The sequence below is a fragment of the Pseudomonas sp. B21-032 genome, from assembly GCF_024748965.1.
Taxonomy (GTDB): Bacteria; Pseudomonadota; Gammaproteobacteria; order Pseudomonadales; family Pseudomonadaceae; genus Aquipseudomonas.
This window is the reverse complement of sequence record NZ_CP087180.1, coordinates 5,145,918-5,166,953: the sequence shown is the minus strand read 5'-3', so window position 1 is coordinate 5,166,953 and position 21,036 is coordinate 5,145,918. Positions and strand designations below refer to the sequence as shown.

Genomic DNA, 21,036 nt, shown 5'->3' with positions numbered 1-21,036 from the left:
TGGCTTCCTGTCAGAGTTCAAGCAGCGGGCTTGAGGCCGTACATGGCCAGTTGCTCGACACTGCCCTTGTGCTGGATCAGGCGCGGGTCGTTGAGCGGTAGGCGCTGGCCCAGTTCGCTTTCGAGAATAGCCTGCAGCTTGCTGTTGTCGACCTTGCCGTCGGCGCTGATGGCTTCATTGAGTTTTTCAGGCGCGACCTGGGCAGTGGTGCCGCCGGGCAGGTAGATGGCGCCGGTGGCGAAGTCGATGCCGAAAGCGATCAGGCCCGGGATCACATAGAAAAGAATGCCGATGGCGTCGAGGGCAGCGACCACCGGGTCGATCTTGCCTTCGATCTGGCCGCGCCGGTCGGGGAAGAACAGGGTGCCGCAGGCGGTCAGTTGGCTGAGCAGGGTGGCGATCACGACGCCGCCAATGACACGGGAGGGAATACGCATGGAAGTCTCCGGAATGAAGGCGACAAAGATACAGGCAAAGAGCCTGTATCTACAGCTAAGACCATGATAAGGCAGGCTCGGTTCGCCGTTATACTCGGCGGATTGTTTGAGGGCCACCATGAAATCATTACCGATCGATGCCGTACTGCCAGCCTTGCGCGCTGCCTTGAGCCAGCGCCACGAAGCGGTGCTCGAAGCGCCCCCCGGCGCCGGCAAGACCACCCGCGTACCGCTGGCGCTGCTCGATGAGCCGTGGCTGGCCGGGCAGCGCATCCTCATGCTCGAACCACGGCGCCTGGCGGCGCGGGCGGCGGCCGAACGGCTGGCCAGCGAGTTGGGTGAGCAGGTCGGGCAAACGGTTGGTTACCGCATTCGCCTGGACAGCAAGGTCGGGCCGAACACGCGCATCGAGGTGGTCACCGAAGGGATTCTCACCCGCCGCCTGCAGGCCGATCCGGCGCTGGACGGAGTGGGCCTGCTGATCTTCGACGAATTCCACGAGCGCAGCCTCGATGCTGACCTGGCCCTGGCCCTGAGCCTCAATGGTCGCGAATTGTTGCGTGACGACCCGCCGCTGAAAATCCTGCTGATGTCGGCGACCCTTGAGGGCGAGCGCCTGTCGAGCCTGCTCGACGATGCTCCGGTGGTCAGTAGCGAAGGGCGCATGTACCCGGTGGATATTCGCTGGAGCCGGCCGTTTCAGGCGGGCGAGTTCATTGAGCCGCGGGTGGTCGATACGGTGCTGCAGGCCATCAGCGACGAGTCGGGCAGCGTGCTGGTGTTCCTGCCGGGGCAGGCGGAGATTCGCCGCGTGCATCAGTCACTGCAGGAGGCCCTGGGCGAGCGCCGCGATATCCTCCTGTGCCCGCTGCATGGTGAGCTCGACCTCAATGCCCAGCGCGCCGCCATCGACACCCCAGCCGCCGGCTTGCGCAAGGTGGTGCTGGCGACCAACATCGCCGAGACCAGCCTGACCATCGACGGCGTGCGCGTGGTGGTCGATGCGGGCCTGGCGCGGGTGCCGCGCTTTGATCCTGGCAGCGGCATGACCCGCCTGGACACCCAGCGCATCTCCCGCGCCAGCGCCACCCAGCGTGCTGGCCGCGCTGGGCGCCTGGAGCCCGGCGTGTGTTATCGCTTGTGGTCCGAAGCCCAGCACGAGCAACTGGCGGCCTATGGCGCGGCCGAAATTCTCCAGGCTGACCTGGCTGGATTGGCCCTGCAACTGTCGCGCTGGGGCGTTACCCCCGAACAACTGCGCTGGCTCGATCAGCCACCTGCGGCCGCCTATGGCCAGGCGCTGGAGCTGTTGCAGCGCCTGGGTGCGTTCAAGGCCGACAGCCCGGACAGCCTCAGCGCCCACGGCCAGGCCATGGCCGAACTGCCGGCGCATCCGCGCATCGCCCACCTGCTGTTGCGCGGCCAGGACCTGGGCCTGGCCGACATGGCCTGCAACGTCGCCGCCTTGCTCGGTGAACGCGACATTCTGCGCGGCGGCGGTGCCGACCTGCATAGCCGCCTGGCCCTGCTCAGCGGCGAAGCCCGCGCGGCCAAAGGCGCGCAGGGCGGTGTGCAGCGCGCCCGGCAACTGGCCCGCCAGTACCGCGGTTACCTGCGCGGCAAAGCCACTGCAGCCGTCGCCGACCCCGAGCATTCGCGCTGGCTCGGCGCCCTGCTGGCGCTGGCCTATCCCGACCGCGTTGCGCAGCAGCGGCGTGCCGGCGGTGCGGAATATCGCCTGGCCAACGGTCGCGCTGCGTTGTTTGGCGAAGCCGATGCCTTGATGAAACATTCGTGGCTGGTGATCGCCGATCTGGGCAGCCGTCAGGGCCAGCGCGAGGAGCGCATTTACCTGGCCGCCGATTTCGACCCGGCGCTGTTCGACGGGGTGCTGGCCGAACAGGTGCGCAGCCTGGATATCCTCGACTGGGACGAACGCGAGAACGTTTTGCGTGCCGAGCGTCAGCGCAAGGTCGGCGAGCTGGTGCTCAGCCGCGAGCCTTTGACCGGCCTGGATGAAGACGCCCGCGCCAAGGCACTGCTGGAACTGGTGCGGCGCAAGGGTCTGGAGTTGCTGTCGTGGACGCCCGAGCTGCGCCAGTGGCAGGCACGGGTGGCGCTGTTGCGCCAGCTCGACCTGGCAAGCCGTGGTGAAAGCGAGTGGCCGGACCTGGGGGATGCCGCGCTGCTGGCGAACCTGTCCGAGTGGTTGCAACCCTACCTGGGCAAGGTCACCCGCCTGAGCCATTTTGCCCAGCTCGACCTCGCGTCGATCTTGCGCAACCTGCTGCCCTGGCCGCTGCCCCAGCGCCTGGATGAGCAGGCGCCGGTGCACCTGAGTGTGCCCTCGGGTTCGAACATTCGCCTGGACTACAGCGAAACCCCGCCGATTCTCGCCGTGCGTCTGCAGGAGCTGTTCGGCCTGGCCGAAACTCCGCGCATCGCCCAGGGCCGTCAGCAAGTCCTGCTGCATTTGCTGTCGCCCGCGCGCAGGCCGGTACAGGTGACTCAGGACCTGGCCAACTTCTGGCGCAGTACCTATGCCGAAGTGAAGAAAGACCTCAAAGGGCGCTACCCCAAGCACTATTGGCCGGATGACCCGTTGGTGGCCGAAGCCACGGCGCGGGCCAAGCCGCGCAAGTAGTCACGGCTGCGCCGGCAACAGCAGGCGCGCCGTCACTGGCAGGTGATCGGAAATCTCCAGGGTGTCCTGCTGAATTACCCGTGCCCCCAGACGCTGCAGTTTGGGGCTGTGGAACAGGTAGTCGAGGGTGCGGTCCGGGCCTTGCAGGTTGCGGTCGTTGGGGTAGTGGGTCAGCCAGGCCGCGCGGTCGGCGCCGCTGGCTTCGGCGTTGCTGGGGATCATCGGGTATTTGTCCCAGAGCAGATGCAGGTCGCTGTCGGCACCGTACTGGCCGCGCAGTTCGGCCGGCAGGCGGCGGTACTGGCCGAGCGGCAGCAGGTTGAAGTCGCCGCCGATCAACCACGGTGTGCCTTGGCTTTCCAGCTTGTCGAGCAGGTGCGTCACCTGTTGCACCTGCTGGCGCTGGATATCGCTGCCGGCTTCGAAGGTCGCCAGGTGGGTGTTGAGCACCGCCAGCTGGCCGCCATCGCGCAGCGGCAGGTAGCTGGCAACAATCGCTTGCTGAGGTTGCAGCAAGCGCCGCCAGGCATTGCTGGCGTCGACTGGCAGTTGCAGGCGCTCGGCCTGTTTGATCGGGTAGCGGCTCAGGGTCGCCAGGCTGCGGCCGCCGCTGCCGAAGATGTGCCAGTCGGGGACAAAATCGGCTTTCCAGTCGTAGGCCTGCACCGCGCAGGGGTAAATATCCACCAGCCGTTCGCGCAGCAGTGCCAGTTGGTCTTGGTAGCCGCTGGCCTTGGCGTTGTTGTCCAGTTCCTGGAGCAGGACGATGTCCGGCTGCTCGGCGCGGATTACCCGCGCCACTTCATCAAGGTTGAAGGCGAGGTCTTCAGGGGTAGGGCGGGTATCGTCGCCGCGGCCCTGGTCGTACCAGAATACGTAGCGCTTGCCGGCCAGGTACTGCACGTTCCAGGTCATCACCTTGAGCACCTGGCCGGGTACCAGCGCCGCCGTGCTGGCCCGGCAACTGACCGCCAGGCTCTCGCGCGGTTCAGGTTGCCAGCTCAGCTGGCTGGCCAGCAGCCACAGCAGGGCGATCACAACAAGCAGGGTCAGCAGGGCGTTGCGCAGTAGTCGGGTCATCGGCTAACCAGTCAGGACAGCGGTGGCTCTGTCGCCGGTTCGCTGACCAGCATGTACAGGCGGAACATCACTACGGTGCTGAACAGCTGCAAAAAGCCGTTGCCGCTATCCAGAGCCAGTTGCGCCAGCGGCGACGGCTCGGGCACCAGCATCATGCTCAGGCCGTCGATCAGCCACAGCACTGCCATTACCCCGAGGACGCAACTGAAGATGCGCCAGAAGTTGCCGGTGGTCATCTGGAAACTGGTACGCATGGCTTCGATCGGTGGCTGGCCGCGCAATACCAGGGCGTATTCGGCAAACACCAGGTGGATCATCACCCAGATACCAGGAATGATGAACAGCGCGGCGCCGGCCATGATCAGCAACGAGCTGAGCATCACCATCAGCGCAAACGACGGCCACAGGCGCAAGGCCATGGCCAGCAGGTTGCGCTTGAGCGGGGCGTAGCCGTTGCTGCGGCTGTCGAGGTAGAGGATCAGCGCGGCGCTGTACAGCGGGTAGAACAGCAGGCTGACCAGCATGCCGTAGCCTGGCGAGGCGTCCTTGCCCAGTTGCTGGTACAGCAATTGGGCGCACAGGGCTTCGAGCACCACCAGCGGCAGGCACAACTGGGCAATGCTCAGCAGGTGACGGCGGAAGAAATACAGGGAGTCGCGCAGAACACTAAGCGGATTCATCGGTCGATATCGCATTGAATAAAAGCAGGGCGTCACTTTAGCCCAGGCGCTGGCCAACCTGAAGAAAGTTTAATCCCGGCTTGTGTTGAATCTGGCGCCTCGGCACCCCATTTTACCGGTACCCGTTTTTCCGCTTTTGCAGTGAGGTTGCCCATGAACAGTGAAGAACAAACCCTGATCGACGGCCTGTTCGGTCGGCTCAAGCAGGCCGAAGATCCGGCCGTGCCGCGTGATGCCCAGGCCCAGGCGCGCATTGGCGAGCACCTGCAGCAGCAACCGGCGGCGCCTTACTACATGGCCCAGGCGATCCTGGTGCAGGAAGCGGCGCTCAAGCGCCTGGATGAACAGAACAAGCAACTGCAGGCCGAGCTCAAACAGGCCAAGGCCCAGGTGGCCGCTACCGCGCCGAGCAGCAGTGGCGGCTTCTTGTCGAGCATCTTCGGCAGCGGCACCCGCGACCCGCAGCCGGTGCAAAACCAGGCGGCGGCCAGCGCTCCTGCCAGTGGTGGCGGCTGGCGCGAACCTTCGCGCCCCTCGTTCAACCCGCCGGCCCAGCAGCAGGGCTTCAACGCAGCTCCCGCCCAGGCCCCGGCCCGCGGCGGTGCCAGCAGCTTCCTTGGTGGCGCGCTGCAAACTGCTGCAGGCGTGGCCGGCGGGGTGATGCTGGCCCAGGGCATCAGCAGCCTGTTCAACCATCACTCGCAGCCTGAAGAGGTGGTCGAAGTGATGAAGGAAGAACCAGCACCCGCCAGCGATAGCGGCGGCTGGGGCAGCAACGACGAGCAGCGCCTGACCGCTGACAACGGCGGCTATGGCAACGACCAGGGCGGCTTCATCGACACCGACTACGGCAGCGATGATGGCGGCTTCTTCGGCGGCGACGACGACAGCTTCGTCTGACCGCGCTTACCCGCATGGCCCACGGGCTGGCATACTGGGCGCCGAAACGGCCCCGGTGTGCGGCGGCCGGCAACAGCGCCGTGGCGCCATGAGGAAAAGCGGTGAAGAAGATCGCGGTATTCGCCGATGTGCAAAACCTCTACTACACCGTGCGCCAGGCCTACGGTTGCCACTTCAACTACGCGGCGCTGTGGGCCGATATCAGCCAGCACGGGCAGATCGTCGAGGCGGTGGCTTACGCCATCGACCGCGGCGACAGCAAGCAGCAGCAGTTTCAACAGATCCTGCGCAACCTCGGTTTCACGGTCAAACTCAAACCCTACATCCAGCGCAGCGACGGCTCGGCCAAGGGCGACTGGGACGTGGGCATCACCCTCGATGTGATCGATGCCGCCGCGCGGGTCGATGAGGTGGTGCTGGCCTCCGGCGACGGCGATTTCGACCTGCTGCTGGAACGGGTCATCAGCCGTCACGGCATTCAGGCCGTTGCCTATGGCGTGCCGGGGCTGACCGCCAATTCACTGATTCGCGCTGCTAGCCGATATGTGCCCATCGAGGGCAGCCTGCTGCTCAAGCATTAAGATTTTTGAGGTTGTCGTTTTGGAACGTATCGCTGTCATCGACTTTGAAACCACTGGCATTTCACCCGGCGCCGGTTGCCGCGCCACCGAAGTGGCGGTGGTCATGCTGGAACGCGGGCGCATCGTCGAGCGCTACCAAAGCCTGATGAATGCCGGGGTACCGGTACCGGCGTTTGTCGCCGGCCTGACCGGTATCACCACCGCCATGCTGCGCAGCGCGCCGCCAATTGCCCGGGTGATGAACGAAGTAGCCGAGTTCGTTGGCGATACGCCGATGCTCGCCCACAACGCCTCGTTCGACCAGAAGTTCTGGGACTACGAACTGGCGCAGATCGGCCGTAGCCGCAGCCAGCGTTTCGCCTGTTCGATGTTGCTGGCGCGGCGCCTGATGCCCTCGGCGCCAAACCACAAGCTGGGCACCCTGACCCGCTGGGCCGGCCTGCCTGACACCGGCACCGCGCACCGGGCCATGGCCGATGCCGAAATGGCCGCCAACCTCGCCCAGCACCTGGCCGGACAATTGCGTCAGCAGGGCGTCAACGGCGTTTCCCACCAATTGTTCTGCAGCCTGCAGAAAGTCCCTGCGGCGAAGATCGGCGAAGCGCTGAAAACCTATCGCTAGGCCTTCTTGCCGTTGTGCTCCAGGTGGCCCAGCGGCAAACGCCGCTCCACGGCGCTGGAGAGAATGATCGAGGTCTTGCTGAAGCCGAACCGGGCGACCCGGTTGATCAGCTCTTCGAGTTCCGGCATCGAACCCACTGCCGCTTGCATGATCACGCAGGGGTCGCCGGTCACCCGGTGGCACTCGGTCAGTTGCGGAATCTGCGTGAGTTCTTCGTAGGTTTGCTGGTTGCCATGGCTGGCCAGGCGCAGTTCGATCACGCACTGGATCGGCAGGCCGATCTTCTCCAGGTCGACCTTGGCCTGGTAGCCGGTAATCACCCCGCTGGCCTCAAGCTTGGCCACCCGTTCGGCCACCGCCGGAGCGGAGAGATTGACCTTGCGCGCGAGCTCGGCGAAGGAGGCGCGGCCGTTGTCCAGCAGGGCGCTGAGGAGCATGCGATCGTATTTGTCCATGGGTTTCCAGGGGCGGGTTGTTGATTCCAAGGCGCAAGGCCAAAAGATCCGTTGTTTCAAAAGTGTACGGTTCGTTTAAACAGGTTTTGTAACTTATGTTTACTGCGCTGCCTTTCTAAACTAACTGCCCGACACCCATAATTCGAGCCCCCCATGCCTGCCTCCCGTCGCTTCCCGTTAGTCTTGATCGGCGCCTTTCTCGCCTTGTACCTGGTCTGGGGCTCGACTTACCTGGTGATTCGCATCGGCGTCGAATCCTGGCCGCCGTTGCTGATGGCCGGGGTGCGTTTCGTCATTGCCGGTTCTTTGCTCTATGGCTTTTTGCGTTGGCGCGGCGTGCCGGCCCCAACCTGGCCGCAATGGCGGGCGGCGGGCGTCATCGGTGTATTGCTGCTCAGCTGCGGCAACGGCGGCGTGACTCTGGCCGAGCACGCGGGCGTGGCCTCGGGCGTGGCAGCGCTGGCGGTGGCCACAGTGCCGCTGTTCACCTTGATGTTCGGCCTGCTCTGGGGCCATCGCAACACCCGTCTGGAATGGGCCGGGATTGTCCTCGGCCTGGTCGGCATCGCCTTGCTCAACCTCGGCTCCAACCTGCAGGCCAGCCCGGTCGGCGCTGCGCTGATCCTGTTTGCCGCCGCCTCCTGGGCCTTCGGTTCGGTCTGGAGCAAAAGCCTGCCGCTGCCCGCCGGGCCGATGGCCAGCGCCGCAGAAATGCTTGTCGGTGGCGTGGTCTTGCTGCTCGGCAGCGCCCTGAGTGGCGAACGCATGACCCAGATGCCTACCGCCGCTGGCTGGGGGGCGCTGGCCTATCTGGTGTTCTTCGGTTCGATCCTGGCCTTCAGCGCCTACATGTACCTGCTCAAGCATGTGCGCCCGGCCGCGGCCACCAGTTATGCCTACGTCAACCCGGCGGTGGCGGTGTTGCTGGGGATTGTTTTTGCCGGCGAGCAAATTGGTTTCGAGGAATGCGTGGCAATGGCGGTTATCATTGGCGCCGTTGTGCTGATCGGTGTGCCGCAGTGGCGCCGGCCGGCAGTGGAAAAAGCCAAAACTGTTGGCGAAGTGGAAGGTGAACTGTGTAAATGAAAGGACGTTTTGCCAGGAAGGCAGTGAAGATTTTTGCTTGTGTGGCCTTGCTCGTAATGGGCGTGGTCATGCTGTATGACGGTAAGCAAACCTTCATGACCCTGTATTTCCAGGAACCCATCTCTCTGGAAAACAGTTTCGAAATCGAGGCCGCCTATTTGCAGGCCGTGCGCCAAGCCATGGCCCCTTGGCAGATTCCGGCAGGCAAGCTCGAACTGCGCCTTGAGCCCGGCAACCGGCAAGCGCTGCAGGTGCGTTTTGCCAAGGATGCCCTGGACGCCGGGCAGCGTCAGCAACTGCGGGTGCTGTTCGAGTCATTCGAGCCTGCGCGGGAAGAGGTTCGGCCCACAGGCCGGCTGCTGGTCGACATGCGTCAGGCGCGTCAGGTGGGCCTGGGTGTTTACGATTTTGGCCCGGCGCCCGCTGAAGTCGTCGCGCTTGGCGAGATGTCGCTGGCGCTGCATTTCAGCTTTCCTTCGCAAATCGATGTGCAACTGCGGCGCAACGAGCAGGCGACTGCGCAAAAGCCGCAGGCCGATATGATCTGCGAGGCCGGCGCCAGGCTGAATGGCGCCTTACCCTTCGAGGTGACCGAGTTCGATGTCAGTGGCGCCGACCTGCGCGGCGAGATGAAACTGCGCATGCCCAGCGGTTTACAGCTGCGGGCGCCGGCGCAATTGTCGTTCGATGAACAGCGATTGCTCGAACGCCTGGAAATGGGCGACATGCGGGTGCGGATCCAGCGCCCGGAGACTGTCGACCGGTTGGTGTTCGAGTTCGGCAAAATTGGCACTGTCAGGGATCAGCCTTACCTGTTTTTCATCCGCAGCGATCCCGAAGCATTCGCGGCATGTCGTGCGATTGCCTACCAGAGCGGCAGGCCGTTTTCGTTCTACCTGGGTGAAGGGCTCGATCGCCTGCTCAAGGTACGCTTTGCACCGCAAGGCTGATAGCGATGGCGGCACGCGCCGGGCCTGAACAAGGTAAACTGCCGCCATTGCTGAATTCCCCTGACGGTATTGCCATGACTTTCGCCAAACTCGGCCTGATCGAACCCTTGCTGCGCGCGCTCGAGCGCCTGGACTACAACACCCCGACGCCGGTCCAGGCCCAGGCCATTCCTGCCGTACTGGCCGGCCGCGACCTGATGGCCGCCGCCCAGACCGGCACCGGCAAGACCGCAGGTTTTGCCTTGCCGCTGCTGCAGCGCCTGACCCTGGAAGGGGCCAAGGTCGCCAGCAACTCGGTGCGCGCCCTGGTGCTGGTGCCGACCCGTGAACTGGCCGAACAGGTTCACGCCAACATTCGTGAGTACGCCGAGCACCTGCCGCTGAGCACCTATGCGGTGTACGGCGGGGTCAGCATCAACCCGCAGATGATGAAGCTGCGCAAGGGCATCGACTTGCTGGTGGCCACCCCGGGCCGGCTGCTCGACCTGTTCCGCCAGAACGCAGTCAAGTTCAACCAGTTGCAGGCGCTGGTGCTCGATGAAGCAGACCGCATGCTCGACCTGGGTTTTGCCGAAGAGCTGCGCGCGGTGTACGCCGCCCTGCCGGCACGCCGGCAAACCCTGCTGTTCTCGGCGACGTTCTCTGACGAGATCCGCCAACTGGCCGCGCAGACCCTCAATGACCCGCTGAGCATCGAAGTCAGCCCGCGCAATGTCACCGCCAGTACGGTCAAACAGTGGATCGTGCCGGTGGACAAGAAGCGCAAGCCGGAGCTGTTCAGCCACCTGATGCGCAAGCAGCGCTGGAAGCAGGTGCTGGTGTTCGCCAAGACCCGCAATGGCGTTGACCAGTTGGTCGAGCGCCTGCGTGGCCAGGGCGTCAATGCCGACGGCATTCATGGCGACAAGCCCCAGGCAACCCGCCAGCGTGCCCTGGACAGCTTCAAGGCCCGCGAGATCCAGATCCTGGTCGCCACCGATGTGGCGGCGCGCGGGCTGGATATCGACGACCTGCCGCTGGTGGTCAACTTCGACCTGCCGATCGTCGCCGAGGACTACATTCACCGCATCGGTCGTACCGGGCGCAAAGGCAATAGCGGTGAGGCGATATCGCTGGTGTGCGCTGACGAAGTGCAGCTGCTGTCGGCGATTGAAACCCTGACCCGCAAGACCTTGCCACGCCACGAAGAGCCGGATTTCATTCCGGACCACAAGGTGCCGATGACCGATGCCAGCGGCCAGGTGCTGAAGAAGCCGAAAAAGCCGAAGAAGCCCAAGGAAAGCAGCAGCAAGCGCAGCCTCGGGCGCTGGATGGACAGCGCTGAAGCGCCAGCGGCAGCGCCGCAGGCCAAGCCGGTACGCAAGGTGCCGGCCTTCAATACCGGGCCGCGCAAGCGCAAGCCTTGACCCGCGATTATTCAGCCGTTAAGCCACTCCAGCAGCCCCAACCCGGCCTTGCGCCCACTGGCAAAACAGGCAGTCAACAGATAGCCGCCGGTTGGCGCTTCCCAGTCGAGCATTTCACCGGCACAGAACACGCCGGGCACCTGCTTGAGCATCAAGCGCTGATCCAGTGCTTCGAAGGTTACTCCGCCGGCGCTGCTGATCGCTTCGTCCAGCGGGCGAGGGCGCACCAGGGTGATCGGCAAGGCCTTGATCGCCCGCGCCAGCAAGGCCGGGTCAGCAAAGGTCGGTTGATCGGTCTGCTCTCGCAACAACGCCGCCTTGACCCCGTCCAGCCCCAGTTGACTGTGCAGGTGCTTGGCCATTGAGCGCGAACCCCGCGGCTTGGCCAGGGCCTGCTGGATTTTATCCACAGGCCGGTTGGGCAGCAGGTCAACCAGCACCCTGGCGCTGCCATCGCGGTTGATCGCTTCGCGGATCTGCGCCGACCAGGCGTACACCAGGCTGCCTTCCAGGCCTTGGGCAGTGAGCACGCATTCGCCCAGGCGCGGCGCCTGGCCGGCAAGGCTCAGGGCGATGTTCTTCAGCGGCGCGCCGGCAAACTTGTCCTTGAGCAGCGCGCTCCAGCCTTCGACCTCGAAGCCGCTGTTGGCCGCCTGCAATGGCGCGATCTGCACGCCTTGCGCTTGCAGCCAGGGCAGCCAGGCCGCATCGGAGCCCAGGCGTGCCCAGCTGCCGCCGCCCAGCGCCAGCACGGTGGCGGTCGGCTTGAGTGTCAGCTCGCCCTGTGGATAAGCGATTCGCAAACTGCCATCGGCATTCCAGCCCAACCAGCGATGGCGGGTGTGGATAACGACCCCGGCATCGCGCAGGCGCTTGAGCCAGGCGCGCAAAAGTGGCGCAGCTTTCATGTCGCGGGGGAACACCCGGCCGGAACTGCCGACGAAGGTTTCGATGCCCAGGTCGTGAATCCACTGGCGCAGCACATCGGCATCGAAGCCTTCGAGCAGGCGGGCAACGTCTTGCGTGCGCTCGGCATAACGGGCGATGAATGCCGGGTAAGGCTCGGAGTGGGTGATGTTCATGCCACCGACCCCGGCCAGGAGAAACTTGCGCCCCACCGAGGGCATGGCGTCGTACAGCTCGACGGCGACCCCGGCCTGGCTCAGCACTTCGGCGGCCATCAACCCGGCCGGCCCGCCTCCGATAATGGCAACGTGTGGGCGGTCGGTGGTGCGAGTGTCGGTCATGGTCGGCTGCAAGCTGGAAAAAAGAGCCGGCATTCTACCTTAGCGCGGCGCCCGGAATCACTGATCAAAAAACGTACAGTGGCCTCAAGGCCCTGTGGTTAAAGGCCTTGAGGGGCTTTCCCGCAGGTTATCCACAGGCGGTTCCACAGTCATTGTGAGTAACCCAGCACACGGCTGGCGCTGTGGTGCAGTATGCCGTGGCGGCGGGCCAGGGCCTCGCGGTCCTTGCTGTAGCCACCGCCAATCACCCCAACCACCGGAATGTCCCGGCCCAGGCAGTGGCGCAGCACGCTTTGGTCACGGGCGGCGACGCCTTCATCGGTCAGTTGCAGATAACCCAGGGCGTCGTCCTTGTGCACATCGACCCCGGCGTCGTACAGCACCAGGTCCGGGCGGTACAGCGGCAACAGGTAGTTGAGCGCGTCATCGACCACCTTCAGGTACGCCTGGTCGCCCATGCCGCGCGGTAGAGGGATGTCCCAGTCGCTTTCGGCCTTGCGCGCGGGGAAGTTCTGCTCGCAATGCAGCGATACGGTGATCGCGTCCGGGGTGTCATGGAGGATGCGCGCGGTACCGTCGCCCTGGTGCACGTCGCAATCGAAGATCAGCACCTTGTGCACCCGCCCGGCGGCGAGCAGGTAATGGCTGATCACCGCCAGGTCATTGAAGATGCAAAAGCCGGCCGGGTGATCGTAATGGGCGTGATGGGTGCCACCGGCCAGGTGACAGGCGATGCCATGCTCCAGCGCTTGCTCGGCTGCCAGCAGCGAGCCGCCGACCGCGCGCACGGTGCGCCGCGCCAGGGCTTCGCTCCAGGGCAAGCCAAGGCGGCGCTGGTCTTCGCGCGACAGCTCGCCGTTCATGTAGCGCTCGATATAGGTGCGGTCATGGGCCAGGGCGAGGATGTCTTTGGGGCAAACCTCGGGGCGTAGCAACGCCGCGTCGGTGGTCAGGCCGCTGGCGACCAGGTGATCGCGCAACAGGCGGAACTTGTCCATCGGAAAGCGGTGCTCGGCGGGAAACTCCGGGCTGTAGTCGTCGTGGTAGATCAGCGGCAGCGGCATGGCAGGGTCTTGAGCGAGACAGAAGCTGATCTTGCCAGTTACCAAGGCCGTTACGCCAGCTTCTACAATGAGTAGCAATCCCTTGCACAGGCGTACTTATGGTGTTGGCTTCATGGACTTTCTGGGCGGTGTTATCCGCCGTGTTCGCCGCGTTGACCGCGATCTTCGCCAAGGTCGGCATCAGCGGCATCAACTCCGACTTCGCCACCTTGCTGCGTACGGTGGTGGTGCTGATCAGCCTGGCGCTGATTCTGTATGCCACCGGCCAGTACCAGTCGCTGAGTTCGATCCCGGCCCGCAGCTATCTGTTTCTGGTGTTGTCGGGGCTGGCCACCGGCGCCTCGTGGATCTGTTACTTCCGAGCCCTGCAGCTGGGCCAGGCGTCACAGGTGGCGCCTGTGGATAAACTTAGCGTGGTGCTGGTGGCGGTACTTGGCGTAACCCTGTTGGGCGAGCGGCTTGACTTGCGCCAGTGGGCCGGCATCAGCCTGGTCACTCTGGGCGTAGTGATGCTGGCGTGGCGTTGATCAACGCCGGCGTGCGTGCCCTGGTCGCCACCCGCGCGGGAGCCTGTAATGCCAGCCGGCCGTAAAAGAACAGTGCTGTCAGCCAGGCCGTCAGCCAGACGAAAATCCCTGCCCAGAAGGTGTGCGACATATAGTGCCAGCCCTGCAGCACGCGGGTGGTGCCAAACACCAGCCCGAGCAACAACACCGCCACCAGCAGTTTGCGCGCATGCGCCCAGCGATGGCGTCGGGCAACGAAGTACAGCGCCAGCAAGGTAAAGCCGCTGGAGGCGTGGCCACCCGGCCAGCAACGCCCGGCACCGGCCTTGTCCAGCCAGCTGAAGTTCTCGAACCATTCCTGGCGCAGCTCGCTGCCACCGTACAGGGTGGTCTCCACCGGGCAGTACACGCTGGTGTGGCTTTTCAGGTAATGGATGACCGTGGTGCTCAGGGCAAAGGCCACCACCACGAACAGCAAGTCGCGTCGGTAGCGGGTGGTCAAGCGCAGCACCGCAGCGATACGCCAGGTGTTCAACATGCGGCTGGCAGTGGACTGTGGATAAGCGGCAAAGCGTGGCCAGATAAACGACAACAGCGAGCCGATGACTGCCAGCTCGCCGGTCCAGTTCGGCAAGATGCGCGGCCACTTGTGGGTCGCTTTCTCGAACCATTGGTTGTGCAGCAGCGGGAACTGGCCGCTGGCCGGGTCGAGCAGCAGGTTGCTGATCAGCCGGTCGAGGCTGGTGAGGTCGAACAGCAAAAAAACCACGGCAGCCAGCAGCAGCGGCAAACCCAGGTTGGTCAGATAGAAGTCGCGGCGAGAGGGGCCCGGCATGCTTTACATTCCTGCGCTGGCGACAAGTTTGCGCCATTCATTGGCGTTCATCTGCCCGAGAATCCGCGCCTTGCCGTTGCTGCCCATGGACACGAACAAGGCACTGGCATAGGCGCTGGAGCGTTCACCACCGGGCACATTCAACTGCCGCTCAAGATGATCGATGCAACCACTGTGGGTGACCAGCACCAGGTTATGGTCGGCGCGCTTGTGCTTGAAGGCGGCATCGGCAAAACCCTTGTCGCATTGCTTGAGCCAGTCCTCGCTGGCGATCGCCTTGCCGAACATGAAGTGCGCAGTTTGCTGGGTGCGCACCTCCGGGCTGCTCAGCACCTGAGCGTTGTTCAGGCCCAGGCGCTGGATGCCGTTACCGACGTCGCTGGCCGCCTGGCTACCTTCGAGGGTAATGCCGCTGGGGTCGCCCAGGCAGCGGTTGTGCGAACGGTCGCAACGTTCGGCATGGCGGATCAGGACGATGACCGCGCCCTTGGCCCATTCGCTGTAAACACCACTGTTGTGCATCTGATTGTCGCTGCCCAGGTCCACGATCGGTGTCCTCGATGTCCACCACAGTGCAAGGATGACCAGGGCGAGCAGGAGGCCCAGCCCGGTCAGCGGTTGGCGCCAGGGAGCGCCGCGTCGTCGCTGGGTGGCAGTGCTGGCGTTAAGCGCAGGCGTCAGGTGGGAAGATGACATAGGACCACTTCAGGCAGGTTCAAGAGTGAACGCACTGTAGAAACGGTCAGGTTCAGAACCAGTGAAAGGGATGTGAAAAATAGCTTGGAGCCGAGGTAGTTACCTACGCTATAAACAGCAGGCTGTGGATAAGGAGCCGAGCATGACCCCGATATTGCAACTGGAAAGCGCACGGTTGCTGTTGCGCCAATGGCAGGATGACGACCTCAGGGAGTTCGCCGCGATGTGCGCCGACCCGCAGGTCATGCGTTACTTTCCTGCACCCTTGACCCGGGTCGAGAGCGCTGCACTGATCGGCCGGATTCGCGGCCACTTCAATGAATACGGCTTTGGCCTGTGGGCCCTGGAGCGCAAGGACACCGGCGCCTTTATCGGCATGACCGGCCTGCTCAACGTGAGTTTTGCCGCCGATTTTACCCCGGCGGTGGAGATCGGCTGGCGCCTGGCCCGGCGCCACTGGGGGCTGGGTTTTGCCAGTGAAGCGGCCTGGACCAGCCTGCGCTGCGCCTTCGCTCAACTGGGCCTGGAGCAGGTGGTGTCGTTCACCACCGAGAGCAACCTGCCATCGCAAAAAGTCATGCAGGCCATCGGCATGCAGCAGGACCTGGCCGGCAGCTTCGAACACCCCAGGCTAGAGCCTGGCGACCCTTTGCGAGCGCACGTGTTGTACCGCATCGACCGTGCCCAGTGGCAGGCCACCCTGCGCGGCTGAATTGCACAACATACGGGCCGGCAATGACAAACCCTGTATTATTTGCCGCAGTTGCGCATTGCCTTGGAGAATCTTGAATGAGCCACGTGTTGGACGATCTGGTTGACCTGTTGAGCCTGGAATCGATCGAGGAAAACCTGTTCCGCGGGCGAAGCCAGGACCTGGGCTTTCGTCAGTTGTACGGTGGGCAGGTACTGGGCCAGTCGCTGTCGGCGGCCAGCCAGACGGTCGAGGAGGCGCGCCACGTGCACTCGCTGCACGGCTACTTCCTGCGCCCGGGCGACGCCAGCATGCCGGTGGTCTATTCGGTCGACCGCGTACGCGATGGTGGCAGTTTCAGCACCCGGCGGGTGACGGCGATCCAGAAGGGCAAGACCATCTTCACCTGCAGCGCCTCGTTCCAGTACGACGAGGAAGGCTTCGAGCACCAGAGCCAGATGCCCAAGGTGGTCGGCCCGGAGAACCTGCCGTCGGAAGTCGAGCTGGCCAAGCGCATGGCCGATCGCCTGCCTGAAGCCATTCGCGACAAGATGCTCTGCGCCAAGCCGATCGAAATGCGTCCGGTAACTGCCGAGGATCCGTTCAACCCCAAGCCCGGCGAGCCGGTCAAGTACGTCTGGTTCCGTGCTGACGGCAACCTGCCGGACGTGCCGGCGCTGCACAAGTACATGCTCGCTTATGCCTCGGATTTTGGCCTGTTGACCACCTCGCTGCTGCCCCATGGCAAATCGGTGTGGCACAAGGACATGCAGATCGCCAGCCTCGACCACGCGCTGTGGTTCCACGGCAACCTGCGCGCCGACCAGTGGCTGCTGTACGCCATGGACAGCCCGTGGGCCGGCAATGCCCGTGGTTTTGCCCGCGGCAACATCTACAACCAGGCCGGGCAACTGGTGGCTTCGTCGTGCCAGGAAGGCCTGATTCGTCATCGCCAGGACTGGCAATGAGCCTGCAGCAGATTCGCCACTGGGTGTTCGACATGGACGGCACCCTGACCGTTGCCGTGCATGATTTTGCCGCGATCAAGGTGGCGCTGGAGATTCCCCAGACCCACGACATCCTCACCCACCTGGCAGCCCTGCCGGCCGATGAAGCCGCAGCCAAGCACGCCTGGTTGCTGGAGCATGAACGTGAGCTGGCGATTGGTTCACGCCCGGCTACCGGTGCCGTGGAGCTGGTCCGCGAGCTGGCGGCGCGCGGTTGCCAGCTGGGTATCCTTACCCGCAATGCCCGGGAGCTTGCGCATATCACCCTTGAGGCAATCGGCCTGGCCGACTGCTTTGCCGTCGAGCACGTGGTCGGGCGTGATGAAGCACCGCCCAAGCCACACCCTGGCGGCTTGCTGAAGCTGGCCGACGCCTGGGCGGTGGCGCCGAGCGAGATGGTCATGGTCGGCGACTACCGCTTTGACCTGGACTGCGGCCGGGCGGCGGGGGCGCGGACGATTCTGGTGAACCTGCCGGATAACCCCTGGCCAGAGCTGGCCGACTGGCATGCAGCGGATTGCCGGGCGTTGCAGGTGATGCTCGACAATTGAGTTGAATTCATCGCGGGTCCAGCCCGCTCCTGCATTCGGTGTGCAGGAGCGGGCTTGCCCCGCGATGGGGCCTCAGAACTCCCAGCGCGTGGTCAGCATCACATTGCGCGGATCACCGTAGTAGGTGGTGTCGAAGTTGCCCAGCCCGGTCAGGTAGCGCTTGTCGAACACGTTGTTGGCATTGACCGTGAAGCTCAGCTGCTCGTTGTATTGGTAACGGGTCATCAGATCGACCAGGGTATAGCCGCCTTGCTTGATGAAGCTGTAATCCTCGATCGAGCGGTTGTAGATCTTGCCGTAGAACGCGCTCTGCCAGTTGATTCCACCCCCCACTGTCACCTTGTCCAGCACCCCCGGCAGGCGGTAGGTGGTGAACAGCCGCACCAGGTGTTCAGGTTTGCTGGTGCTCATCGGGAAGCCATAGATACGCTGCTCGTCGGCATCGCGTGAACGCGCGTAGGTATAGCCGGCCGAGAGGTTCCAGCCTTCCTGCAGCTCACCAGCCACTTCCAGCTCGATGCCCTGTGTGGTGGCGCCACTGGTCGCCTTGTAGATGCCCTCATTGGTCGCAGGGTTGGTGCCGATCGACTCGGCAACGTTGTCCTGCTCGATGCGAAACAGCGCCAGGCTGGCGTTGAGCTTGCCGTCGAAGTAGGCCGCTTTCAGGCCGGTTTCGTAGCTGTCGCCTTCGACCGGGTCGAGGGTGGCACCGTTGCTGTCTTTGTTGCTCTGTGGCTGGTAGATCGAGGTGTAGCTGGCGTACACCGAGTAGGTGTCGTTCAGGTCATAGACCACTCCGGCGTAGGGCGTGACCACGCCGTGTTGCTTGTAGCTGGCCTGGCTGTCGGCAAAGTTTGGGTTCAGGCCGTCGTAGTCGTAATTGTCGCTGTACTTGAAGGTGCTGACCCGGGTGCCGAGGATGACTGAAAAGTCATCGGTCGGGTGCAGGCGGGTGGCGATGTAGGCGCCGTTCTGGCTCTTCTTCTGTTCGTACTTGCCGTTTTTCGGGAAGTCCGGCACGCCGATGTGACCGTCCCAGTCAAAGATGCTGCCGGGCACCGTGCCAAATTCGCCGGTGTCCCAGGTGGCGCCGGTCTGGCGCGAATGGTTGGTGTCAAGGCCGACGACCAGGTCGTGCTGGCGGCCGAACAGGGTGAACGGGCCGGAGATATTCAGGTCGGCACTGTTCTGCACCCGGTGGCCTTCCCAGCGGCCCCAGAAAAAGTACATGCCGTCACCATTGCGATCCGGCGCGCCACCGCTGGCCGAGGCCAGGCGGGTGTCGTGATCGCTCTGCAACTGGTTGACGCTGAGCTTGAGCGACCAGTCGTTGGCCAGCGCCTGTTCCAGCGAGGCGAAGTAGGTGCGGTTCTGGAAGTCGCGGCGGCTCCAGTCGGCGCCCGGGTTGAACGAGCGGGAGAAGTCAGTGCGACCGCCGTCGGTGTAGTACACCGGGTTGCCGGTCCAGGAGCTGCCGCGCGGGGTGGTGGTCTGCTGATCGATACCGACGGTCAGCAGGGTATCCGGGGTGATGTCGGCCTCGAGGATGCCGTAGTACACCTCTTTGTTCTGCTGGTAATGGTCCTGGTAGCCCTTCTTGTCCTGCTGGGCGCTGACGAAACGCCCACGCACGCTACCGCTGCTGTTGATCGGGCCTGAGACATCGACTTCGCCGCGGTAGTTGTCCCAGCTGCCGGCACTGCCGGTGAGCGAGCCCTGGAACTGCGCGGTCGGTTTCTTGCGGATCAGGTTGACCGTGGCCGACGGGTCGCCGGAGCCGGTCATCAGGCCGGTGGCGCCCTTGAGCACCTCCACACGGTCATAGATCGACATGTCGACATGCGCGGTACCTTCGCCGTACACCCCGTCATACACGGTGTTGACGCCGTCGTACTGGTAGTTGGTGATCACCAGGCCGCGGCTGGTGAACTCGGTGCGGTCGCTGTCATAGGTTTGCGCCGAGACGCCGGGGGTATTGCGCAGCACATCGGAAATACTCTGGGCGCCCTGATCGTCCATCTGCTGGCGGGTAACCACGGTGATGGTTTGTGGCGTCTCGCGGATCGACAACGGCAGCTTGGTCGCAGTGCGGGTCGCTGCGGTAGTGTAGGAATGCGTACCCTCGGTGGTTTCACCCAGGCCTTGAGCATTGATGCTGGTGGCGCCCAGTTCCATCGCCGCGCCAGTATTGGCGGGCACCAGCACGTAGCCGCCGTTGGACTGACGCTGGGCCTGCAGGCCGGTGCCGCTGAGCAGGCGCGCCAGGCCTTCCTCGACCGAGTAGGTGCCGTGCAGGCCGGCCGACTGCTGGCCTTGAGTCTGGCGCGCATCGAACGACAGGGTGATGTTGGCGCGGGTGGCGAACAGGCTCAGGGTAGTGCCCAGCGGGCCCGGGGCGATCTGGAACTGGGTGCTGGCGCTTTGCGCCATAGCCTGGGCCGGCAGCAGCGCGAGCAGCGGCAACGGTGCCAGGGTCAGGCCGAACAGCGCCAGGTGGACAGCGCGAACCAGCGGGCGAGGGGCGCGCGGACAAGTCGGGGTCATGCAGGATTTCCTTCGATTGGCTGGGCAGAGGGGCGGTCGAAATTTGCCGCTTTAACTGCGTAGCCGAATGAGAATGAAAATCGGCAACCCTTTGTACGAAATTTCTTCAGACAGCTTCGATGCTGACCCAGTAGCGAGTCATGTAACGCACCCTGACCGGCAACGACACGCCGAGGTTTTCCAGAATCGTGTCGGTGTCGTCGATGCGAAACGCACCTGACAGGCGCAGGTCAGCGATGCCCTCGGCGCAGCGCAGCACGCCGGGGCGGTAGCGGCGCAGTTCGCTGATGAAATCGGCCAGGCGCCATTCGATCACGGTCAGCATGCCCTGGGTCCAGGCGCCGGTGCCGGGCAGGGCGGTGCTGGCGGCAGCAATCTGCGTGCGGTTGAAGCTGACGCTTTGCCCGGCCTCCAGGCGCAGCATCAGCAGCGGCTGGTCGAGCGGGCGCACCTGCACCGCATGTTCGAGCACGCTGACCCGGCTCAGGCCATTGTCACTACGCACGTTGAAGCGCGTGCCGAGGGCGCGCACCTGGCCTTCGGCGGTTTCGACCATGAACGGGCGCGCCGCGCTGTCAGGGGCGGTTTGCACCATGATCTCACCACTGTACAGGCGCAGCAGGCGTTGCTGGCTGTCGTAGCGGATATCCACGGCACTGTCGGTGTTCAGTTCAAGCTGGCTGCCATCGTCCAGGCGCACCTGGCGGCGCTGGCCCTTGCCGGTGCGCAGTTCGGCCATCCACGCCTGGCCCGGTGTACTTTGCTGTACCGCCCAGCCGGTTGCGCCAACGGCCATGAGCAGCGCCAGGGTCTTGAGCACGGCGCGGCGCCGGGCGCGCACGCCGGCAAGCGTCGGCAGGGCGACATCAGCGGGCAGCCGGCCCAGTTGGCGCTGCAGCTTTTCGACCCGCGCCCAGGCCTGGGCATGGGCCTGGTTCTTGCCCAACCAGTCTTGCCAGGCCTGCAACTGCGCAGCGCTGGGCGGCGCGGCGTTGAGCTGCACGTACCAGGTGGCGGCAGCTTCGAGGGTGCGATAGTCCAGCGGCTGGGCCAT

The 21,036-nt window shown here is 64.3% G+C and carries 21 protein-coding genes; 11 read left to right on the top strand and 10 right to left on the bottom strand.

Features of this window, described 5'->3' with window-relative positions:
- Window positions 1-17: 17 nt before the first annotated feature.
- Window positions 18-437, bottom strand: coding sequence for a polyribonucleotide nucleotidyltransferase (locus LOY54_RS23835; RefSeq protein WP_093379221.1), 420 nt, complete (start codon window positions 435-437; stop codon window positions 18-20).
- A gap of 118 nt (window positions 438-555) precedes the next feature.
- Here LOY54_RS23835 and hrpB point away from each other — a divergent pair, with 118 nt between their 5' ends.
- The gene (hrpB, locus tag LOY54_RS23830) at window positions 556-3,081 is read left to right on the top strand and encodes an ATP-dependent helicase HrpB (protein WP_258608136.1); all 2,526 of its coding nucleotides are present in this window, start codon (window positions 556-558) and stop codon (window positions 3,079-3,081) included.
- On the opposite strand, the gene LOY54_RS23825 is transcribed toward hrpB, so the two are convergent.
- Both LOY54_RS23825 and LOY54_RS23820 read right to left on the bottom strand, forming a co-directional pair.
- Window positions 3,082-4,161, bottom strand: a complete 1,080-nt coding sequence (locus LOY54_RS23825; protein WP_258608134.1) for an endonuclease/exonuclease/phosphatase family protein — start codon at window positions 4,159-4,161, stop codon at window positions 3,082-3,084.
- Window positions 4,162-4,172: 11 nt separating this feature from the next.
- Entirely contained in the window at window positions 4,173-4,841 is a 669-nt protein-coding gene (locus LOY54_RS23820) for a membrane protein (RefSeq protein WP_045199812.1), read from the bottom strand.
- 153 nt (window positions 4,842-4,994) lie between these two features.
- On the opposite strand from LOY54_RS23820, the gene LOY54_RS23815 reads away from it, so the two are divergent.
- The 3 genes from LOY54_RS23815 to LOY54_RS23805 all read left to right on the top strand — a co-directional run bounded on the left by LOY54_RS23815 (window position 4,995) and on the right by LOY54_RS23805 (window position 6,944).
- Window positions 4,995-5,741, top strand: coding sequence for a DUF2076 domain-containing protein (locus tag LOY54_RS23815; RefSeq protein WP_258608132.1), 747 nt, complete (start codon window positions 4,995-4,997; stop codon window positions 5,739-5,741).
- A gap of 101 nt (window positions 5,742-5,842) precedes the next feature.
- On the top strand, window positions 5,843-6,322 hold the full coding sequence (locus LOY54_RS23810) for an NYN domain-containing protein (protein WP_036996945.1): 480 nt from the start codon (window positions 5,843-5,845) through the stop codon (window positions 6,320-6,322).
- Between the two features lie 19 nt (window positions 6,323-6,341).
- Window positions 6,342-6,944 carry a PolC-type DNA polymerase III gene (locus tag LOY54_RS23805; protein WP_045199808.1) on the top strand — a complete coding sequence of 201 codons (603 nt, stop codon included), beginning with the start codon at window positions 6,342-6,344 and terminating at the stop codon, window positions 6,942-6,944.
- On the opposite strand, the gene LOY54_RS23800 is transcribed toward LOY54_RS23805, so the two are convergent.
- Window positions 6,941-7,399 carry an Lrp/AsnC family transcriptional regulator gene (locus tag LOY54_RS23800; RefSeq protein ID WP_045199806.1) on the bottom strand — a complete coding sequence of 153 codons (459 nt, stop codon included), beginning with the start codon at window positions 7,397-7,399 and terminating at the stop codon, window positions 6,941-6,943. The two genes, LOY54_RS23805 and LOY54_RS23800, sit on opposite strands and share 4 nt — an antisense overlap.
- Before the next feature lie 153 nt (window positions 7,400-7,552).
- Here LOY54_RS23800 and yedA point away from each other — a divergent pair, with 153 nt between their 5' ends.
- From yedA to LOY54_RS23785, 3 genes are all read left to right on the top strand, one after another.
- Complete coding sequence (gene yedA / locus LOY54_RS23795) at window positions 7,553-8,485, top strand: drug/metabolite exporter YedA (RefSeq protein WP_258608130.1); 933 nt, start codon at window positions 7,553-7,555, stop codon at window positions 8,483-8,485.
- A gap of 41 nt (window positions 8,486-8,526) precedes the next feature.
- The gene (locus LOY54_RS23790) at window positions 8,527-9,435 is read left to right on the top strand and encodes a hypothetical protein (RefSeq protein WP_258608128.1); all 909 of its coding nucleotides are present in this window, start codon (window positions 8,527-8,529) and stop codon (window positions 9,433-9,435) included.
- 74 nt (window positions 9,436-9,509) lie between these two features.
- Entirely contained in the window at window positions 9,510-10,841 is a 1,332-nt protein-coding gene (locus LOY54_RS23785) for a DEAD/DEAH box helicase (RefSeq protein ID WP_045200051.1), read from the top strand.
- An 11-nt stretch (window positions 10,842-10,852) separates the two neighbouring features.
- Here LOY54_RS23785 and LOY54_RS23780 read toward each other — a convergent pair whose 3' ends face one another.
- The gene (locus tag LOY54_RS23780) at window positions 10,853-12,088 is read right to left on the bottom strand and encodes a TIGR03862 family flavoprotein (RefSeq protein ID WP_258608127.1); all 1,236 of its coding nucleotides are present in this window, start codon (window positions 12,086-12,088) and stop codon (window positions 10,853-10,855) included.
- Window positions 12,089-12,237: 149 nt separating this feature from the next.
- Window positions 12,238-13,152, bottom strand: a complete 915-nt coding sequence (locus LOY54_RS23775; RefSeq protein WP_258608126.1) for a histone deacetylase — start codon at window positions 13,150-13,152, stop codon at window positions 12,238-12,240.
- 98 nt (window positions 13,153-13,250) lie between these two features.
- Here LOY54_RS23775 and LOY54_RS23770 point away from each other — a divergent pair, with 98 nt between their 5' ends.
- Entirely contained in the window at window positions 13,251-13,679 is a 429-nt protein-coding gene (locus tag LOY54_RS23770; RefSeq protein WP_123565145.1) for an EamA family transporter, read from the top strand.
- On the opposite strand, the gene LOY54_RS23765 is transcribed toward LOY54_RS23770, so the two are convergent.
- Window positions 13,645-14,493, bottom strand: coding sequence for a phosphatase PAP2 family protein (locus LOY54_RS23765; protein ID WP_258608125.1), 849 nt, complete (start codon window positions 14,491-14,493; stop codon window positions 13,645-13,647). The two genes, LOY54_RS23770 and LOY54_RS23765, sit on opposite strands and share 35 nt — an antisense overlap.
- Before the next feature lie 3 nt (window positions 14,494-14,496).
- Entirely contained in the window at window positions 14,497-15,189 is a 693-nt protein-coding gene (locus LOY54_RS23760) for a histidine phosphatase family protein (RefSeq protein ID WP_258608124.1), read from the bottom strand.
- 142 nt (window positions 15,190-15,331) lie between these two features.
- On the opposite strand from LOY54_RS23760, the gene LOY54_RS23755 reads away from it, so the two are divergent.
- The 3 genes from LOY54_RS23755 to LOY54_RS23745 all read left to right on the top strand — a co-directional run bounded on the left by LOY54_RS23755 (window position 15,332) and on the right by LOY54_RS23745 (window position 17,438).
- Window positions 15,332-15,901 (top strand): GNAT family N-acetyltransferase, encoded by a 570-nt coding sequence (locus LOY54_RS23755; RefSeq protein WP_093379253.1) that lies wholly within the window; start codon window positions 15,332-15,334, stop codon window positions 15,899-15,901.
- Window positions 15,902-15,978: 77 nt separating this feature from the next.
- Window positions 15,979-16,848 (top strand): acyl-CoA thioesterase II, encoded by an 870-nt coding sequence (gene tesB / locus LOY54_RS23750; protein WP_045199789.1) that lies wholly within the window; start codon window positions 15,979-15,981, stop codon window positions 16,846-16,848.
- Window positions 16,845-17,438 carry an HAD family hydrolase gene (locus tag LOY54_RS23745; RefSeq protein WP_093379258.1) on the top strand — a complete coding sequence of 198 codons (594 nt, stop codon included), beginning with the start codon at window positions 16,845-16,847 and terminating at the stop codon, window positions 17,436-17,438. Before tesB ends, LOY54_RS23745 begins: the two co-directional genes overlap by 4 nt.
- 72 nt (window positions 17,439-17,510) lie before the next feature.
- Here the strand turns inward: LOY54_RS23745 and LOY54_RS23740 are convergent, their stop codons facing one another.
- Complete coding sequence (locus tag LOY54_RS23740; protein WP_093379261.1) at window positions 17,511-19,982, bottom strand: TonB-dependent siderophore receptor; 2,472 nt, start codon at window positions 19,980-19,982, stop codon at window positions 17,511-17,513.
- Window positions 19,983-20,088: 106 nt separating this feature from the next.
- The gene (locus tag LOY54_RS23735) at window positions 20,089-21,036 is read right to left on the bottom strand and encodes a FecR domain-containing protein (protein WP_258608122.1); all 948 of its coding nucleotides are present in this window, start codon (window positions 21,034-21,036) and stop codon (window positions 20,089-20,091) included.

Bases quoted from the DNA above. Each gene is read 5' to 3' on its own strand.
- LOY54_RS23835 (WP_093379221.1), bottom strand. From the start codon at position 437: ATGCGTATTCCCTCCCGTGTCATTGGCGGCGTCGTGATCGCCACCCTG.
- hrpB (WP_258608136.1), top strand. From the start codon at position 556: ATGAAATCATTACCGATCGATGCCGTACTGCCAGCCTTGCGCGCTGCC.
- LOY54_RS23825 (WP_258608134.1), bottom strand. From the start codon at position 4,161: ATGACCCGACTACTGCGCAACGCCCTGCTGACCCTGCTTGTTGTGATC.
- LOY54_RS23820 (WP_045199812.1), bottom strand. From the start codon at position 4,841: ATGAATCCGCTTAGTGTTCTGCGCGACTCCCTGTATTTCTTCCGCCGT.
- LOY54_RS23815 (WP_258608132.1), top strand. From the start codon at position 4,995: ATGAACAGTGAAGAACAAACCCTGATCGACGGCCTGTTCGGTCGGCTC.
- LOY54_RS23800 (WP_045199806.1), bottom strand. From the start codon at position 7,399: ATGGACAAATACGATCGCATGCTCCTCAGCGCCCTGCTGGACAACGGC.
- yedA (WP_258608130.1), top strand. From the start codon at position 7,553: ATGCCTGCCTCCCGTCGCTTCCCGTTAGTCTTGATCGGCGCCTTTCTC.
- LOY54_RS23785 (WP_045200051.1), top strand. From the start codon at position 9,510: ATGACTTTCGCCAAACTCGGCCTGATCGAACCCTTGCTGCGCGCGCTC.
- LOY54_RS23780 (WP_258608127.1), bottom strand. From the start codon at position 12,088: ATGACCGACACTCGCACCACCGACCGCCCACACGTTGCCATTATCGGA.
- LOY54_RS23775 (WP_258608126.1), bottom strand. From the start codon at position 13,152: ATGCCGCTGCCGCTGATCTACCACGACGACTACAGCCCGGAGTTTCCC.
- LOY54_RS23770 (WP_123565145.1), top strand. From the start codon at position 13,251: ATGGTGTTGGCTTCATGGACTTTCTGGGCGGTGTTATCCGCCGTGTTC.
- LOY54_RS23765 (WP_258608125.1), bottom strand. From the start codon at position 14,493: ATGCCGGGCCCCTCTCGCCGCGACTTCTATCTGACCAACCTGGGTTTG.
- LOY54_RS23760 (WP_258608124.1), bottom strand. From the start codon at position 15,189: ATGTCATCTTCCCACCTGACGCCTGCGCTTAACGCCAGCACTGCCACC.
- LOY54_RS23755 (WP_093379253.1), top strand. From the start codon at position 15,332: ATGACCCCGATATTGCAACTGGAAAGCGCACGGTTGCTGTTGCGCCAA.
- tesB (WP_045199789.1), top strand. From the start codon at position 15,979: ATGAGCCACGTGTTGGACGATCTGGTTGACCTGTTGAGCCTGGAATCG.
- LOY54_RS23745 (WP_093379258.1), top strand. From the start codon at position 16,845: ATGAGCCTGCAGCAGATTCGCCACTGGGTGTTCGACATGGACGGCACC.
- LOY54_RS23740 (WP_093379261.1), bottom strand. From the start codon at position 19,982: ATGACCCCGACTTGTCCGCGCGCCCCTCGCCCGCTGGTTCGCGCTGTC.
- LOY54_RS23735 (WP_258608122.1), bottom strand. From the start codon at position 21,036: ATGGCCCAGCCGCTGGACTATCGCACCCTCGAAGCTGCCGCCACCTGG.